Here is a 20,051-nt window from a genome sequence, read left to right as displayed (position 1 = left end):
CATTTAGTATGTGGTAATCTGCATTCGTATTAAATTATAAATTGAGATTAAAACAGTGCTTTAGCATTAATGGTACATTTTATTTCATTACTTATCTGCTTTGCATGTTTTTCTTTAAAAATCTCATTTGTTTACTTTATTGATTTCTTCTTAAAATAAACTTTCGCCCTTGTCCTCATTTAAGACAAGAGCGAAAGTATTTTACTCAATGTATTCTGTTGATTATTAGTTCAATGTCATATTAAATCCCGCACCTACACCCCAGTGACCACCAGAATTGGTAACAGATACATTAGACAGAACAGATCCACTTTCAGATGTATAACCAGCACCAAAGGCAAATGCTGATTTGTTACGCCATAAGCCCGTACCAAATCCAACACTTAATTTTCCAGGTGTTTCATTATAGCGTAAGTTCGCTACTGCTATACCAATAGCCGCTGCTTGTCTTGCTTCTTTTCGCACACCCTCAATGCTGTAATTTAAAGCATCAAACTTCATATCCGTATAAGATTTCGCTTCATTAATAACATCACCCATTTGGTGATTGATAATGTCGTTGAAACGCTCATCCGTATATTTTTTTGCCTTATCAAGGACTACATCTATCTTCTGGTTTGTCTCCCAAAGTTGGCTACCATTCACAGCTTCTTTCGAATCCTTGTCTATTTTACCAGCCGCTACATTGTCTAACACTACTGGATCACTTTCACTCACACCAGCTAATGTAACTTTATTTATCTTATCACCCTTTTCATTTTTATCATACTTAACCACGCCATTTGTAACCGTATTTTCAATATTTTCTATCTGTTGATCAATATTGTTTACACGGTTTTCAACTTTAGTAACCCTATTATTTGTCTCAAAAAGTTGGCTACCATTAACGGCCTCTTTTGAATCTTTGGATAATTCACCATCCGCTACATGTTTAATCTTACTTGGCTCTCCATTGTGACGAGCGTCGAAAGCTTTTTCTTCCTCGTTCCAATTTAAACCACTCGATGAGACACTCTGGGTAACGTTGTTAATACGCTCGTTGATACTTTCCATGCTTTTATTAACACCTTCAAACGCATCTACGACATTATCATAGCTCTTCTTGTTATCACCATTTCCATCATTCTTGAATTGTGAAACATAGAATGTGGGAGCTTTCCATTCCCCATTCTGATAACCCGCATCACCACCAAAATAATGAGCTATTTGATTTTTCAGAGCATAAATTTGAGACCCATTTATAGCATCGGTTGATTCAGCAGTAATGTCTCCAGCCTTAAGGTGCATAATCTTGCTATCTGCTTTTTTATCGCCTTCACCATGTTGAGCGACAAATGCTTCTTTCTCATTATCCCACAATAAGGCATCACCTTTTGTTTTATTGATCTCATTAGTAATTTCATTGGTGATCTTATTCTGAATATTCGTGAAAGATGTACCAACAGCAGAAAGCGCTTTTTCTACAGTATCATAGCTTTCTTCACCTGCTGTACCATCCTCCTTAACTGTCTTAAGCGTAAAAGTAGGTGCTTTCCATTCGCCATTCTCATCATAACCAGCGCCACTACCAAAATATCCTGCAAGATTATTACTCATCGAATAAAGCTGAGAACCATTAACCGCATCCGTTGATTCAGCCGTAATGTCTCCATTTAAAAGGTACTTAAGCTTGCTCTTTGCTTTTTCTTCGCCATGTTGAGCAACAAATGCCTTATCAGCCTCGCTCCACAATAAAGCATCACCCTGAACCTGTTGCGTAATATTCGTTATGCTTTGCGTAAAATCGTTAAACTTGTTCGTAATGTCTTTACTGACATTTTCGATACCTTTATCAAGCTGACCTTTATTAACGGCCTCATTGCTGTTCTTTGCATCTGCCACACCAGAAATGATCCGACTTGCACCACTTGCGTTGGCAATATTGATTTCTGTGCCTTCTGTTTTAGCACCAATCGTGAGACGATTTGTTTCCTTATCCTGCTGAATAAAATTCTCACCCTCCACTTTGGTAATCGCATTATTAATCTGGTTGGTAATCTCATTGGTGATTTTATTCTGAACGTTTGTAATAGAACTACCAACACCACTCAAAGCCTCAGCTACATTATGATAAGTTTCATCTTTTTCCTCACCATCAGTGTTAACCGTTTTAAGTGTAAAAGTTGGTGCGGTCCATTTGCCATCCTTATATTCAGCTCCACCTCCAAATGACTTGGCTATATCCGTGGCAACAGTTTGGAGATTATTTGATACCGTTGCTACATTTTGATTTGTCGCAAAAAGTTGTGAGCCATTGATTGCATCTGTTGAGTCTTCGGTAACGTCACCATTTGCAAGAAATTTGATCTTGCTATTCGTTTTTTCTTTACCATGCTGAGCAACAAATGCCCCATCACTCTCACTCCATAATAAGGTATCGCCTTGAACTTGTTGCGTAATATGCGTTATGTTTTGCGTAAAATCGTTGAACTTATTGGTGATGTCTTTACTGACGTTTTCGATACCTTTATCAAGCTGACCTTTGTTAACGGCATCATTATTGTTCTTTGCATCTTCCACACCAGAAATGATCCGATTTGCACCGCTTGTGTTGGTAATATCGATCTTATCGCCATCTGTATCCTTCCCAATGGTTATGTATCTCGTTTTATCATCTTGTTTTACAAAACTATTGGCAGCTACCTGTTCTTTGACATCTTTTTCAACTTTTTGCAGCTGTGCAAAATTCACCGCATCGGTTTCTGCAGTTCCAGCTTTCACACCAGAAAGAGTCCGAGCCCCACCAGTCTTATTGATAAGATCGATTCTCTCACCATCTGTATCCTTCCCAATAGTGATAGATCTCGTTTCATCATCCTGTTTCACAAAGCTATTGGCCGCGACTTGCTTTTCGACTTCTTGAACCTGTTTTTGTATTTGTTCTTGGACTTCTTGCTTGGTTTTATTTAATTGTCCAAAATTCACTGCATCGGTCTCATTAGTAGCCTCTAATACTCCTGTGATCTTTTTACCACCAGCATGAATACCATCAATCGTTATTTGAGGACCATTCGCAATTTTCAAGCCCGTTGTATCTAAAGTATTCGTACCAGTTGTTACGCTACCCAGCGTAATGTCCTTTGCGAGATCAAATTTTACCTTATTGTCACCCTCACCTTTGGTAATTTCAAAATTTTTACTTCCAGCTGCAAAATCTACTGTATCATCTATCCCCACAGCTTTAGCATTTTTACCGTCAACAGACAGTTTCCAGCCTTTATCTACATATTTTCTCAAGTACTTCAACTGTGCAACATTCACCGCATCGGTATCTTGAGTACCAGCAGCTACCCCCGTAATCTGCCGAGAAAACTTATTAGTATTATCACCAACACTAACGGCACCTAATGTACTTCTCCATTCATAAGTTATTTTATCTGTTGCTCTATCTTTAAAAGGGTCATAACCACCTTTAGTACCACCAATATCCGCTACAGAATACGCTCCTAGAGCAACTCCTTCATTCACTTTTGCTTGCGAGTTCACCCCCAAAGCTATAGTGTTAGGAAAAGATGCAGATGCCCCAGAGCCTATAGCAAGTGAAGCCAACCCATCAGCTATAGCATCTTTGAAATCGCCGCCAGTCGTGTTAATTTTTAAACCTTTTATAGCCGCTGCTGCTTGCATTGCTTTTAGCTGTGCAAAATTCACAGCGTCAGTATCTGCACTCCCATCTGCGACGCCTGTTATCTTTTTACCACCAGCATTAATACCATCAGTCGTTATTTGAGGTCCATTCGCAATGACTAAACCCGTTGCATTTAAGGTATTCGCACCTGCCATTACGCTCTCCAGCGTAATATTTTTTGCGAGATCAAATTTTATGTTATTGTCTTTTTCACCTTTGGTAATTTCAAGATTTTTACTTCCAGCTGCAAAATCTACCGTATCATTTATCCCCACAGCTTTAGCATCTTTACCATTAACAGATAGATTCCAGCCCTTATCTACATAGGTTTGCAATGACTTCAACTGCGCAATATTGACCGCATCAGTCTCTTCTGTACCTGCTGCTATGCCCCCAATTTGCCGTGTTTTACCTTGCTTAATATCACCAACACTCACAGCACCTTGTGTACTTTTCCATACAAAATCAGCACCTTCTCCCTTCTTCCCAAGAGAACTATAACCCTCAACACCAGCTCCAACATTGGATACAGAAGCACTCCCTAAAGCAACTCCTCCTGCTACTTCAGTTACAGCATAATCCCCAAGCGTAACGCTTTTCTCTTCATTCGCTTTCGAATAAAATCCCACAGAAATAGATTGTTTACCTTTTGCTAATGCACGATGACCAACAGCAGTTGCACCATTTTCCATAGCCTTAGAAACAGAACCCAAAGCTGTTGAATAATCACCCTGAGCAGTGGTATAATCATTCTCCCCATGTTCACTTTTTACATTATATTCAGAACCTAATGCAGTACTGCTTTTCCCTAAAGCATGTGCCATGCGGCCTATAGCCATACTATCTTCTTTTGTGGCTTCTGCTTGATCACCCAAAGTTATGGCGAATTTCCCTGCTGCTTTTGCATTCGCACCAATAGCAATCCCTTCTACCGCCTGCTCTATTACATATGCATTGTAACCAATAGCAATTGCGTCATTCGCATAACTATGTGCTTTACTCCCGAAAGCTATTGAAAAATCACCAACTGAAACTGTTCTCTCCTCTTCAATATCTTTATCATTTAGAGAAGAGCCGATTGCAATACTATTTTTAGTATTTCTATTTTTACCAGCTAAAGCAGTTAAGCCGATTGCTATTCCTTGATCAGCATTCGTTTCCGCGACTTGCCCGTAAACAATAGCATCATGAGAATTTCCCTTAGCCCGTTCCCCATGGACAAGAGGATTACCTAGTCCCCCATCCCTAGCTATTTGATCTTCTTCCCCTACAGTTTTTGGAGTTAACCCTGCTCTCGTTGTTGTTTTACTGCCTATATTCATATCAATTGAACGTATAAAATCGCTGGCTTCTGCCAAAACACTAGCATTTAATGTCAATGCCGTATGTGGTACTGTTATATAATTGTCTTTTGATACATCATGAAGCCCCAAATAACTGGGAACTTCATCATAAACAGAAATAACACTTTGGGGATATGCCACAGCAACAGTTTTTATATCTGTAGAATCCCCTTCTCTTGAATCAAGATTTTTTGCCAATACAGGAGAAACACTCGACAAAAGTGCAGCGATTGAAGTCAATGATAAAACTTTAATAAAAGGAAAACGAGAAAATTTTAAATCACTCCCCGCTAATTTTGTATATAATTTGTTCATAACAAATTCCCCAATGAAAAAAATTTAACTGTAAACACAAAAAAAGGCACACTTAAACGCCATGTAGGTGTCTGGATCTAGTTTTTTCTAACATCAAAATTTATGTGATTAAAAAAATAGAAAAATTGCGTATTTAGATGTCATACTGAATATCCCCGCTTTTTGTGTTACTCTGAGAAAATAAGGTCTATACTTTTGTAGATTAGTTAATATTTTTTTAATTTCTAGAATGTTTGGTCGTTTTTTGCAAGGGTAATATTATTTTTCTAGCTTTTCGTTTATCACTTTTATTCATAAAGAAAGTGCTAATATCTTGAAGAGAAAGGGGAGTTTTTCTTTTTAACAAAGTGTTAAGCAGAGATATTTTTTGTGTAGAATAAGTGAATAAAGTCTACGACTTTTCTTCAAAAATGCGTAAAGAGGGGTATTTTTAGCTTCATTGTTATCCTTGAAAATAATCTCTTAACAAGCTCTAACAAATGATGAAAATAGACATGGTTTAAGTTACCGCAGACTCATTAGCATATCATTTTTATCACCTCTCCCGTCAAACTCAATCTGTTTTTTACCCGAAGGTGAATCGTAAATTTACAGTTTTGTAAAGAGTCAGACTAATTCATCTTTTCTTTTGAAAAAGGTGCAGACTTTGCCAAAATCGTAAAAGTTTTTCTGTTTGTAAAACCTGTCCGTTATCATTATATCCCTTATCAATCTCTCTATGCATATCTTTTATAGACGTAAAAAATAATTCACCCCTGCCTCATGCGACAAGGGTGAAAAGAATTTTTTATTTGGTTTGTTGATTATCAATTCAATGTCATATTGAATCCCGCACCTACACCCCAATGACCACCAGAAGTAGTAACAGATACATTAGACCTAATATTTCCATTCTCTGAAGTATAACCAGCACCAAAAGCAAATGCAGACTGACTACGCCATAAACCAGTACCAAATCCAACGCTTAATTTTCCAGGTGTATCATTGTAGCGTAAATTAGACACTGCTAAACCAATAGCTGCTGCTTGTCTTGCTTCTTTTTTCACATTTTCTATGCTGTAATTTAAAGCATCAAACTTCATATCTGTATATTGTTTGGACTTATCAACAGCTTCGTCAATCGCATCAATCCTAATATTATTGATCTTTTGATCCGTATACTGCTTAGATTCATCAAGAACAATCTTCATCTGCTCTTGGGTATAGTCATGGAGTTGACCACCATTTACAGCTTCTTTTGATCCTTTCTCAATTTTACCATCAGCGACATTATCAATCACAACAGGTTCACTAGCATCCCCCCCCGCTAATGTGATTTTATTGGTCTTTTTGCCGTTTTCATCTCTGTCATAGCGAACTGCATCCTCAGCAATATCGTTAACCTTATTATCAATATTATCAACTTTAACATTAATATTGGTAACTATGCCCCCAATATCTTCAATGGTATTGGTAATGTTATCAACTTTTTTGTCGATGATCTCAACGTGATTTTCAACATCCGTAACACGATTTTCAACCTTTGCAACACGCTCATTGGTTTGCCAAAGTTGTCCACCATTAACCGCATCTTTGGAACCTTTTTCAATTTTACCATCGGCTACATTGATAATTTTACTCGGTGTTCCATCATGAGTAGCATCATAGGCTTTTTTATCACTATTCCACTTTAACGCATCGGAATCGACCTTCTTGATGACATCATCAATACGGTTATTAATATTCGACATATTTTTATTGACGTCACCAAAAGCATCAGCAACATTATGGTGCTCTTTCTCAACAGTTTGACCATTCTCTTTGACTTGAACAATCTTGAAAGTAGGATCTGTCCATTTGCCATTCTCATATTTAGCACCACCACCAAAATAATTTGCAAGCTTATTGCTCATGAAATAAAGCTGGTTACCCGTAATGGCATCCGTTGAACCATCCGCAATCTCACCATCTACGAGATATTTAAGCTTGCTGTTTGTCTTCTTGCCATTTTTTTCATGACGTGCAACAAACGCGTTGTCTTCTTCGCTCCACAGTAAAGCATCTTTTGAGATACCTTCAATTTTTTGATCAAACTTATTGGATACATTCGTTAAGCGCTTATTCACATCTTGAACATTCTTATCAAGACCTGTTAAAGCTGAGCCAACGTCATAAAAATTAGCCTTTCCTACCGTACCATCTACAATAGCGGATAAAGTATATTTCAGACCTTCAAAAGCACCATTAACAAATTTTGCGCCACCACCAAAAAACTTTGCAATATCGCTTCCCATAGAATGAATTTGAGAACCATTAATGGCATCGTGAGAATCTTCAGAAATATCTCCATCCTTTACACCTGCAATAATCCGTTCTCCATCAGTACCTGTGATATCAATTTTCATACCACCTTTTTTAGCCCCAACGGTGATAAGCTGCTTGTCTTCATCCCATTTAACTAGACTATTTTCTGTTATATCAGAGATTTGATTGTGAATATTTGTGAAAGTATTGTTCACACCGTCAAAAGCATCAGCGACATTACTGTAATTTTTCTTAGAGGAAGTTCCATCAGCTTTGAATTGGATAACCTTGAAAGTAGGAGCATGCCATTCTTTTTTATCATCATATCCAGCACCACCACCAAAATAAGATGCAACATCATTCATCGCATAAATAAGGTGTTGATTAACCTGTCTGATATTAGTATCAAGCCCCGATAAAGCTGAACCAACATCATTATATTCCTTCCCTTTTACGTCGCCGTTTTTATCAATGGTGGTTAAATTATACCTAGGTTTTTTAAAAACACCATTTTCAAATTTTGTGCCACCACCAAAAAATTCTGCAATATCTCCAGATATTTGATTAATTTGACTGCCGTTTATTGCGTCTGTTGAATTTTCTGAAAGTTCTCCTTTTTTCACACCTGCAATAGTCCGCACTCCATCAGTACCTGTGATATCAATTTTTGTACCGCCTTTTTCCCTGCCAATGGTAATAAGCTTTTCGCTCTTATCCCATTTAACAAGACTATTTTCAGTTACATTATTAATCTGGTTATAAATATCCGTGATAGAAGTATCAACAGCAGCGAAAGCATCAGTAACATTACGATATTCTTTATTATAAACAGTAAAAGTTGGCTTGATACCATTGTATATATCTGTCTCCTCACCACCAAAAAAATCCGCTATAGTCTCTGTAATACTTAAAAGCTGATCACCATTGATTGCCTCTCTTGAATCATGGCTGATTTTTCCAGCTCTAACACCATCAATAACCCGCTCTTGACCTTTACTATTAGTAATATTTATTTCAACACCTTCTTTTTCGGCACCAATGGTAATGCGCTTCCCATCTTCATTCCATTTAACAAGACTATCTTCTGCTATTTGACCTTTTATTTCTTTCAACTGTTTATAATTTACAGCATCTGTGTCATCAGTCCCCTCTAACACATTTGTAATTTTTTTACTGCCAGCATCAATACCACGCGAAGTTATGCTTGGTCCCCCATTAATAAACGCAAAGCCATCATTACTCATAATGCTGTTGCCTGTCATAACACTACTTAGCGCAATATGATCCTTTAAAGAAAATATAACTTTATTATTTTCGCCTTTTTCAATTTGGATATTTTTACCGCCACTCTTAGTAGCTCCAGCAATAAGATCTACTGTACTCCCTGCCCCAACATCTGTAGCATTGTTACCATCAACAGAAAGCTTCCAACCTTTTATTACAAGTTGTTTTACATCTTTCAACTGACTATAATTTACTGCATCAGTATCATGTTCTCCGGCCTTCACGTTTATAATTTTTTTATTGTCAGCATCGATACCATTCGCTTTTATGCTTGGACCACCATCAATAAACTCAAAGCCTTCATTACTTATCTTGCTATTGCCTGTCGTGACACTCGTCAACTTAAGATCATCATTCAAAGTAAATGTAACTTTATTGTCGTTATCTTTTTTAATTTTGACATTTTGGCTACCATACTCATTCTCACCGGCAACAAGATCTACTGTACTACCAGCCTTAACATCTGTAGCATTTTTACCATCAACAGAAAGTTTCCAGCCATTTTCTGCAATTTTTTGTACATCTTGTAACTGCTTATAATTTACTGCATCAGTATCATGTTCTCCGGCCTTCACGTTTATAATTTTTTTATTGTCAGCATCGATACCATTCGCTTTTATGCTTGGACCACCATCAATAAACTCAAAGCCTTCATTACTTATCTTGCTATTGCCTGTCGTGACACTCGTCAACTTAAGATCATTATTCAAAGAAAATGTAACTTTATTTCCATCGCTTTTAGCAATTTGGATATTTTTGTGACCTCCATTACCTTCAGCAGCAACAAGATTTACTGTACTCCCGGCTTTAACATCTGTAGCTGCTTCATCTTCAACAGAAAGCTTCCAGCTGCCCCCGTTCTTTTCTACATATTTTTTCAGCTGCCCAAAATTCACTGCATCGGTATCTCCTTCCCCTGCTGCTACTCCTTTGATCGTTTTATTACCAGCGTGAATGCCTTTAACAGTTATGCTAGGCCCATCACCACCGTTAAATCTGAAGCCTGCAGCATCCATAACGCTGTCTCCTGCTGTGACAGACATTACATTAATATCATTAGCTAAATCAAAAGAGACGTTTTTCCCATTTGTATTTGCAATTTTTATGTTTTTATTACCAGTATGATTATTCGTAGCAGCAAAAAAATGAACTGTATTGCCTGTCTCAACATTTGTAGCCTCTCCACTTTCAACAGAAAGCTTCCAACCGCCCCCATTCTCTTTTACATATTTTTCCAACTGCCCAAAATTCACTGCATCGTTAGGTCTAGCTCCATCTGCAACGTTTGTGATTCGTTTATTACCAGCATCAATACCCTCCACAGTCATACTTGGAGTATCATAACCATTCACATAAAAGCCATCAACAGTCATGCTTGAACCGTTTGTATCACCATCCACAAAAAAACCATCATCACTCATAGAGCTTTGACCTGTGGTGACGCTTTTTAACTTAAGAGTATCACTTAAAGTAAATTCAATTTTATGCTTATTGTCTTCATTGCTTTTTGTAATCTTTAAGTTATCTTTTCCTTCCGCATTTTTATTATTATTCACTGAAAAATCTACGGTATCGCCTGCATTAACATCTGTAGGAGCTGTGTTGTTAGCAGAAATTTGCCAACCCCCTCCTCCTCCTTCTCCTATAATACCTCTTAGAGCTTTTAACTGTGCCACATTAACTGCATCGGTATCTTCTTTACCAGCAGCCACACCGGTAATTTGCCGTGTTAATTTACCTTTGCCATCATTACCCTCAGCCCCTACTTCACCAATACTAAAAGCACCTGCCGTACTTTTCCATGCAAGATCGTTTTTTTTGTTCGAGACTGTACCTGTTGCAGGATCATAAGCCTCGGCACCTTTGTCTCTTCTAGAAACAGAGCCACCACCTATAGCAACACCGTCCTTAAAAAACACTTGCGCATTTACACCAATGGCAACCGAATCCTCCATTTTAGCATAAGCATAGGTACCTATAGCAATCGCATTTTCTGCCTCCGCTACTACTTTTCTATTAGGATCATTTTCTTCAGTTCTGTCAGAGCGCCTACCCCCTATTGCAATAGAACCTGAACCTAAAGCTTCAGCATCTACACCTATAGCAATCGCATAATTCTTTTCCGCCTTTACTTTTGTCCCCAAAGCAACACTACTTTTACCTAATGCAGTTGCCAGCCCTCCAATAGCAACCGCTGAATCACCTTTTGCCTCTGAATCAACACCTATAGCAACACTTGCTATACCCTCTGCAAGCGCAGAAACACCAAAAGCTTGCGCTCCACCAGCTTTTGCAGTTGCGCCAGCACCAAATACCGTGGAATAATTTCCTGTTGCCGCAGAACCACAGCCCGTTGCAAAAGAATAAACACCATAAGCCTCAGGCATAGCATCCGCAATACCACCTGTGTTCGTTCCCATATAACCATTAGTACTATCACTTACCGTCCCTTCCCCAGTCCAAGTAACCTTTTCAGTAGTCGTGCCATAAGGCTTACGACCTGAAAAAGGTTTTCCATCAATAAACCTCTCATATTGTTCCTTCGCAGTTATTCGTCGATTATCACCAATCGCTTCCTGTTGTTTGCCACCACGACCGATGACGTTGTCTGCACCACAGTAATTATCATCACCAGCCAAGACAATACTGCCATGGCTACCACGTGGATATACAACATCGGTCAAATTCGTACTTAAATTACTCTGTCCTGTTATCGCGAGATTGGCAGCGAAAACAGGGGAAACACTCGACAAAAGTGTCGCCATTGCCGCGCTGAGCGAGACAGCTTTAATTAAATTTGGTGTGGAATATTTTTTTTTCATAAGAACCTCCTCCAACAGAGCTCAACATCATTACAACGCGCAAAAAACCTCATGGCAAAACCCTCGTTTGCGCACCTCAAAAAAACAATAAATCAATATAAAACTCCCCCTCTGATACCGATATTCACCCAGCATCAGCCTAAAATCTTTGCAACAACATCGAATCTAGAAAAGTCCCCAACCCTTTTAGCTAGAGGGATTCAAGCTAAAAAATAAATAAAAACACAAGACTTTGAAAATATACCTTTATCTCCATTCAAAAACACTGCGATTTATCTCTTAACAAAAATATAGTTTCACTAAAGAGCAATTCCACCTTTCAGATAAAGCGCAGCAGCAGAATGGCAAGAGTGTAAAAAATAATTTTTTATAAATTTGCAAAAATACTTCTTATGAAAGACAAAAAGTGTTTTTTTATAACAGTTGTGCTTATCTGTATGAAAATTATAACTTTTTAGACTTATTTTATAATCTAGTAGATTATGCCCCTTATGAAACCTCATTCTTTGTTATGAGATAACCTATTTTAAAGGATTGTTATTTTCATAAGAAATATAGAATATTGAAAAAATTAAAAAGAAAATATTGTATAACTTATTGCTTTTTATATATTTTTATCACTCAATGCGTTTTTCTTCAAACTGATTTTATAGCAGAAGAGAATTTTATTTTAGAAGGCTGTAATTCATATGCCTTGGGGCATTTTATGTGCCTTTTCAGCTTCAATTTTGCGCTTTAAATGCAATTTTAAAAGTGGCAAAGTGGCTTCGACTTCTTCCATATCATTGAGGTTTTCAATAAGCTCTTGCAATTTTCCGTAAAGCTCTGCTGCTAATTCCGCAACATCTTCAGGAGAAAGTGTTATGTTTGCATCATGATACGTTGTGTAAGCTAAATATCCAAGTTTTTTCATCAAACCAGCAGGTATCGCTTGCAGTTTTAAACCAGCCGCTTTCGCTTTTGCCATATCTGAAAACATCTCGCCATCGCCCGTTACAAGCCAATTTAAATTTACTTGTAATTTCTGTGATAAAACAGCCAAAAACTCTACATTAGGAAAGGTCGTGCCTCTTTCAGCGTGGTCATAAATGGCTTTATTAATACCTAAACGGGTTGCTATTTGATGCCTACTAAGCAGCAAACTTTCTCGTATCAAACGTAATCGCTTTGCCTGTTCTGTTTTGGGTTCAATCTCTTTTTTTGCCAAATTACACAATAATACAAATATTGCGTTGACTTAATGCAATATTTATATTATACCTCTTATTACTGCCCCTTATGTTGGGCAAAGTTTTACATACATAACCCCACAAAAATGGATGTTACAGCATCCATTTCAGCAGGAGCGAAAATTATGACAATTACACAAAAAATGCGACCGCCATAGTATTTTGCCAAGCCCTCATGCTCATCTCCCTAAGCAAAACGCGTGAAAGTTTACCAAATATCGACCTTCAGTGTCAAAAACATTTGGGCACCCTCTCATGAAAAAACAACACCTGCCATGGCCAATTGCATGCCCGTTGAGCAAAATTCTTATCAACGGCTCTCTCAAAAAGCGCAATCATATGTCTCACAGTAGCAAAAACCCATGTGGTTCTCTTCATTGCGTACTGTGCAATATATCACTGAAATCTTATTACAAAAACATGCGAATGCACTTCTCATAGCTTTTTATAAGACAAAAGGTTTATTAATGTCTAAAATTCAATATAAAAAAGGCAAAATAATTTCACTTCTGCAAAAAATGAGATTATTACACATTCTTAAAAAGCTGAACGTTTACAAACCATGCCTGCTTATTGTAGATATTAATGGTATTGATTTAGCTATGATTAGCAATAAAAAGGGTATTTTGTGTATTGCCAAAATATTCTTTTTATGCGCAAATTAAAAGCCTTTTTGCAATGTATTTTAAATGCTATAAGTTCTATAATAAACGCATTGCCATCCATATTTACAATTGGGCACTTCAAAGTCTTGGAGTGACAAAGTTTTTAATAGACATTGATTTAGAAGTGCGTATTTTGCAGAAAATTGACAAAACCATGAGGCTCGTATATATGGAAACTCTGAGTGATGATAGTGGAGTGATCCTTAAACAAATCAAAACTGTACAAAAAACCGTAACGTGGAGGAATTTGGCATGACCTCTTTATGCGGTAAGGAGTTATCCGATACACTGGTTGGTCTTTATGATGACTACCAACGTGGTTTTGACATTGGAGAAGAGCTTAAATTGTGTGTAGATTTAGCTTTATCTCTTGAATTGGAACTCAGTATTCTCCGTTTAAGTGAAACAGATACGCTTTTAAAAAAAGAGATTGTGCAAACCTTGAATCGTCGCAGAAGTGCTCATTCCAATGAAGATGAAATTGATGCAATTTTTCGTATGGATTTTGAAAAACAAAAATAATGTAATATTCTTCCCGTATGATAGAGCACTTTGACCTTCTGCTGTGCTTAAACAAAAAAACTTTTAAGAAGCTTTAAAGTGTTGCACCATTGTCTCTTTACTAAAGTCCGGTGAATTAAAAAACCGCATAAACCCTTGTTGGTCATCATCAAAAAATAAAGAGTATTTTATAACAAAATAAACCTATGCTTGCTTCATTAAAAGCAGCCACACTTTCGCATTTGCTCACCCCCCCTTTAAAAGCAAAATATGAAATATGCCCCCTCGTAAATGTTTATAAAATAGCATATAGCTTTACTGCACTTCAATGTAATTTATCATTTTTCATGTTTATAAAACAGTACGATAAGCATCCCAATAAGCGCAACAATACTTTGAAGAAAATATATCAATTGAGGTGATATGCTGCTGCTATCGCTTGCCATAATGAGATAGACTCCGAGGATAAAGCATCCAGACAAACCATTAAAACTTGCCTGCAATCTTCCTTGGTATTCAGGATCACAAGAGAGTTGCGATAAAGAAATTGAAAGAGCCCAACTCGAAAGTCCAAATCCAATCATAAAGTAAATAGGAAAAACAACAAAAATGTGTGTATTAACAGACAAAATAGCAAGTCCAATAGCCATAACAGCTAATAAAAATGCCAAGGTTTTCCTTATGGATAAAATTTTGCAAAGAAGTGGCGAAAGAAGCGCTCCTGTCAATACGCCCATAGAATAAAGCACCTCAAATATTGCAAAGGTTCCGCTATCCCTGCTTAAAACCTCTTGTGTATAAGGAACCAGAATAACAGGGATGGTCATTAAAAGCGTCGTAATAATCATCTGGCTTATATAAGGCATAAAAAGAACCGGATTCTGCTTAAAATAATGAAGGGATGCTGTATAATTTTCCCACCAGTTTTGCTTACTTTGATTTTTAGATCTACGGTTTTTAGGTACCTTCATTGCAAAGTTAAACAAACCAGCAATAATAAAAAATATACCACCTATTAGAAAAGTTCCTTTTGTTCCTACCCAGGAAAGTATGAATCCACTAAACCCCATACCGATAATCATTCCAAGTTCATAGACCATATCAATGGTTGCATTTGCATTGATAAGCTGTTTTTGGGGAATAATACTTTGGATTAAAGGAACAGCTGATGGCATATAAAAAGAAATAAAAATACCCAACAAAGCAGATAAGATCATCAAATCAATTTCTATACCCAATTGCCAAAGTATACTCCACCCAACAATCACCAAACCTCTGACAAGATTTGAAATGATAATCTGCGCTTTACGATTATATTTATCTGCCAATACGCCTAAAATAGGTGCAAAAATAATGCTCGGCATCCAGAGAAAAAACATTGAAAGCGCTACACCACGAATCGAACTTGTCTGATTGTAAGCAAGCCACGATAATGCAATATAATTGAGCCCATTTCCAAATGTAGCAAACAAACTGCTCAAGGTAAAATAGAGGAAAGTTCTGTTCTCGAATAGAGCAGCGCGTTCTTTCAAATTTACGATGAACATAAATCATCCCCTCATACACACGTCATTCACGATGCTGTATAATCACATTTGAAAACATATATTTAGCTCTTATTGTGATTCATTAAATTTAAGAAAAAACTCTAGGCATCATGTAGGGTAATTTTAAAATATTGAAGATTCATAAATATTTCTATTCTCATTAAGAATTACATTTGCGCCATAGAGGTAAAATAGTAGCACTGAAATGTGTTGTTTTAACTGTAACAGTTACAAAGCGAATAGATGATCTCATTTTTATGATAGAGGATTTGGGATTGATCGTTTCCGCAAGCAGGTTATAAATTTGATACTCATAAAAGACATTTAAGAGGTAATCGCACCAGAAGTGAGACAGATTTTTAGAGGAATATATAAAATCTCAGCGTGATATACGTAAAAAATAATTGGCTTTCAAAATGCATTATTTGAGACAACAGAAGAAAAAGTAAATATCAGCCCTATAGAAGGGGACAAAGAGCAGCTTCCATTCAGCTTTCTTTTAAAATTTATATTTGACATAATGGACAAAGGAGAGCTTCTTTATGTACAGTGCAATTCGTGAGGGGAGGACCAGACCACATGCTAAAGACCATTCAACCGCAAAGTGAAAAATTTGATGGATTGGCTGGTGATTATGATCGCTATCGTCCACGCTATCCCCTCAGCTTATTTAAAATCATGCTGCTTCCTTTTAAAGATAAAAAACATTTGTCCATTGTGGATGTAGGAGCTGGAACAGGCATCGCATTAGAGGGAATTGTCAAACTTCTAGGCAATGAACATCAATATCATGCGATCGATGTCTCAGTAGATATGATTAAGCAGGGGAAAAGAAAATTTCCTTTTGTGCAGTGGTATCACGGTAAAGCAGAAAGCCTCTTGCCTCAAATCGGCAAGGTTGATCTTGTTGTTGCGGCACAAGCGTTTCAGTGGATGGATCGCCCTCTATTGCTTAGCACTGTCTCAAGCCAACTTCGCGCTGGAGGCGTCATGGCAGTTATTCAAAACAATCGCGATTTTCAAAATAGTCAATTTCTAGCTGCTTATGAAACATTATTAGAGGAGATGAGCCCTCACTATTCCCGTTATTATCGTAATTTTGATTTTTTACAAGAAATGCGTGATGGCCTTGGAGCCAATCCAGAAAAGGTTGCTTTACATACACACAATTGGACGATGACAATCCCATCCGAAGCTTTTATAGGTATGAGCCGCTCTTCAACGCAAGCGCAACGCGCCATTGCTAAACACGGAGAAGAATATTTGCAGCAATTGGTTACACTGACAAAACAATATGAAATGCAGGGAAATTTGGAACTTTTATATCGAAGTGAACTCTACATCTATACAAAATAATCTTACATCTATGGTTCTCTCCATTATCTTTTAACGCGTTATAATATTCTAAAACAATGGAGTCATCCTCCCCCAATTGGTTGTATAAAAAGCCACCTAAAGTTGCACTCACGTACCTTAATCTAAGACCATCATTAATTTCTGTCCGATAATGAGGGGTTTTTGCCATCTTAAAATCCAAGCTTATCGTGGTAATGATCAAGAATAACCCCGCAACCTTGCATTAAACAGAGATACTCTTGAGAATACAAAATATAGCTCTCAGAAATAGTTGTGCTTATCATCCAGTAAAGTAACCCTTTATCAGAAGAGTACAACTGCAAAAGACGTAGTAAAAATACTAGCCGCCCCCGCTAATCAAATTTCTGAAAATGACTATCATTACAGTAAATATCAGCGTTCAACTGTATATCATGCCCCTATCGAAACAACTTGACCTGTCCAATAATAGATGTACTAACTGTTTATGAACATGTGTACCGATTATAATATTGCGTGTTTTTAAGAGATAGCAACATGGGGGGGTGATGTGCGCAAACAGCTGATGTTTCGGTTTTATGGGCTTGTTGTTCTGCTCTATTTTTCTGATATGGTGCTCTTCTTAAGTAACCTTTGGAATGCTTATCGCATAACATCCTCATCGATTTTTTTAGGGATAACCATGGCTTTGGGGACCCTTACACCTTATCTTTTGAAAAAAAGTGGTCTTGTACACATTAAAGCCTCGCTGCGATTGAGAGATTTATACAAAAGACGGATTGTCATCTATAGCCTTCTTTTGTTGATCGCTCTGTTTCATTATGTCGACTCCCCTTTGGGTTTTATTGCGGTCTCTATCTCTATTGGTTATCTCTCGTTGATCACCTTAAGTACGCTGGAAACTTATAATACTAAACTCGCGCTTAGTGGTTATATTAGCGCCCAAAAAGCTTCCCGCATTATGCAAACAGTGGTGCAGATTGGTGCCTTTTTGGGAGCAGCATTGAGTGGTTATCTCTTAGAAGCCACCAGCCCACGAGGAGCAGCAGCTGAAATCGGCTATAATGGTTTGATTGCAGCTATTTGTGTGTTTGACATTATTATAAGCCTTGTTGCTGGATATATCATCTTTCGCGATGAATATAGTACCGAGTGCACTACAAATGGCTTGCCACCTGCCACCGATAAAGAACCAACGCTTATACCGAAAGCAGATAAGCTTTCCCTAGAACTTAAATTTTTATGCATCTGTATAGGCCTTATTGGCTTTCACATTTGCGCCTATAATACACTGGCAACCATTCTTTTTCAGAGTGTGAAAGATTTTGGCTCTGAATATTATGGACTGTGCAGTGCAGTTGCGGGTGTGGGCGCTTTTTTGGCTGCTTTTATCAAAATCCCGCGCTTTGAATTCATCTTCCCAGCCCTTATGTTGGGTATAGCTGATCTTATTTTTAGCACCACACAATCACCTTATTTGGCTGTGGCCTTTTGCTTTTTTATTGGCTTTTCTATGAATACCATGCGGATTAACGCCCGCAAACATATGATTGAAGCAACAAAAACAGAAACTCAAGCAGAGCTGGTGGGAAGCTATAGTGGCATGCTTTATACGCTCTCCCAATCGGCGGGTTATGTTATTCTTGGTCTTCTTACAAGCCTTGCTCTTATGGGCCCCCAAGCAGCCATTTATCTTCTCCCCCTTATCGGGCTGATAATCTTTATCTATGTTCTTTTTCTTTCATCACAGCGGGGCAAAGCATGAGCAAAACCATTCTTATTGTCGATCCTTTCTCCACGGGTGCTCTCTATGCCCCTGCTTTGCAAAAATTGGGCTATGTCTGTTACGGTGTTATCTCTCAACCAGCTCCCTTTTCACACTTTATGCTCTCTTATCAAGGTGAGGGCATGGCAGAAGCAAAACTTCATAGTATCGATGAGATAAAACAACGCTTTCCTATCGGCACAATAAAAGCTGTAGTAGCAGGTGCTGAACGAGGGATTTATTGTGCAGAGCAATTGGCTGCTTACTATGGTTGTCCTGGAAATACCCCCTTGACCACCGATTGGCGACGGAAAAAAGCGGCAATGCAAAGGCGCCTTTATGAAAATGGTTTATCTTATATAAGGTCAAAGATTCTTACAAAAGGCGATTGTACTCTTGATGATTTTGAAAGCCCCAGCGGCTATGTGATAAAGCCAAACGATTCTGCTGGGAGTGATGGTGTTTTGTTTTTCTCTAGCCATGAAGAAGTGGCAGCGTGGATTTCTGAGATTGATTGGACGCAGAAAAATATTTTTGGCACACCTAACGAGGCTTATTTGCTTCAAGAAAGATTGGAAGGAGAAGAATACATCGTAGATGCCATTGTAAAGGGAGAGGCTATAAAAATATGCGCTTTATCGCGATATAAAAAGGGTATCCATAATGGAAGTGCTTTTGTTTATGAATCGCTTGATGTGCTTGATGCTCAAGATCCCCTTTATACCGCTCTGATCTCTTATGCAAAAAAGTGCATTCGCGCGGTAGGGATTGAATATGGACCTGTGCATATGGAAATCATGCAAACCGCCCACGGCCCAGTGATGATCGAAGTAGGAGCTCGCCTCCACGGAGGGATTGCACCCACTTTGTTTGCGCATTGCTATGAAGACGATTTACTTGACAGCTCCGTTAACCTTATTGCAGGAAATTTTTCGCCAACACCAAGCCGTTTTAAGAAAAAAGGGCGTATTATTTTTCTTATCAACAAGATCGATGGTCATATTATAAAAGATGTTAACCTGTGGAAGCAAAAGCTTCATTCTTGGGGAAATGTGGTTCATTTTATGCTCTTTTTTAAAGAAAACGAGCCTCTACCCTTAACCATCGATTTAAATACCTGCCCAGCCATTATAGCAATTTGGGGACAGAGTGATGATGAATTATCGACTCTGGAAAGGATAATTCGTAGTAATTTTTTATAGAGAAAACAGCAATTGGAAATAATAAAAAAGCCTAAAAATGCTAAATTTACAGAGCTATGCCTTACAGATTATGAAAATCTATTTAAGGTGACA

General features: G+C 37.8%; 8 protein-coding genes. 4 read left to right on the top strand and 4 right to left on the bottom strand.

What is annotated here, in order from left to right:
* Window positions 1-225: 225 nt before the first annotated feature.
* The 3 genes from FJG96_RS03265 to FJG96_RS03255 form a co-directional block, all read right to left on the bottom strand.
* Entirely contained in the window at window positions 226-5,325 is a 5,100-nt protein-coding gene (locus tag FJG96_RS03265) for a Vomp family autotransporter (RefSeq protein ID WP_139412709.1), read from the bottom strand.
* Window positions 5,326-6,131: 806 nt separating this feature from the next.
* Window positions 6,132-11,714 carry a Vomp family autotransporter gene (locus tag FJG96_RS03260; RefSeq protein ID WP_139412708.1) on the bottom strand — a complete coding sequence of 1,861 codons (5,583 nt, stop codon included), beginning with the start codon at window positions 11,712-11,714 and terminating at the stop codon, window positions 6,132-6,134.
* Between the two features lie 685 nt (window positions 11,715-12,399).
* A complete protein-coding gene (locus FJG96_RS03255; protein ID WP_139412707.1) occupies window positions 12,400-12,921 on the bottom strand; it encodes a helix-turn-helix domain-containing protein in 522 nt (173 codons plus the stop codon).
* Between the two features lie 939 nt (window positions 12,922-13,860).
* Between FJG96_RS03255 and FJG96_RS03245 the strand changes: the two genes are divergently transcribed.
* On the top strand, window positions 13,861-14,130 hold the full coding sequence (locus FJG96_RS03245) for a hypothetical protein (protein ID WP_139412706.1): 270 nt from the start codon (window positions 13,861-13,863) through the stop codon (window positions 14,128-14,130).
* Between the two features lie 317 nt (window positions 14,131-14,447).
* Here the strand turns inward: FJG96_RS03245 and FJG96_RS03240 are convergent, their stop codons facing one another.
* Window positions 14,448-15,656, bottom strand: a complete 1,209-nt coding sequence (locus FJG96_RS03240; RefSeq protein ID WP_139412705.1) for an MFS transporter — start codon at window positions 15,654-15,656, stop codon at window positions 14,448-14,450.
* A gap of 579 nt (window positions 15,657-16,235) precedes the next feature.
* Between FJG96_RS03240 and FJG96_RS03235 the strand changes: the two genes are divergently transcribed.
* The 3 genes from FJG96_RS03235 to FJG96_RS03225 all read left to right on the top strand — a co-directional run bounded on the left by FJG96_RS03235 (window position 16,236) and on the right by FJG96_RS03225 (window position 19,958).
* A complete protein-coding gene (locus FJG96_RS03235; protein WP_139412704.1) occupies window positions 16,236-17,012 on the top strand; it encodes a class I SAM-dependent methyltransferase in 777 nt (258 codons plus the stop codon).
* Window positions 17,013-17,541: 529 nt separating this feature from the next.
* A complete protein-coding gene (locus FJG96_RS03230; RefSeq protein ID WP_246046886.1) occupies window positions 17,542-18,756 on the top strand; it encodes an MFS transporter in 1,215 nt (404 codons plus the stop codon).
* Window positions 18,753-19,958: an ATP-grasp domain-containing protein gene (locus FJG96_RS03225; RefSeq protein ID WP_139412702.1), complete on the top strand. Its 1,206-nt coding sequence runs from the start codon at window positions 18,753-18,755 to the stop codon at window positions 19,956-19,958. The genes FJG96_RS03230 and FJG96_RS03225 overlap by 4 nt, the downstream gene beginning before the upstream one ends.
* Window positions 19,959-20,051: the final 93 nt, after the last annotated feature.

It is taken from the genome of Bartonella mastomydis, assembly GCF_900185775.1.
Classification (GTDB): domain Bacteria; phylum Pseudomonadota; class Alphaproteobacteria; order Rhizobiales; family Rhizobiaceae; genus Bartonella; species Bartonella elizabethae.
This window is presented reverse-complemented; position numbering and strand designations above follow the sequence as displayed.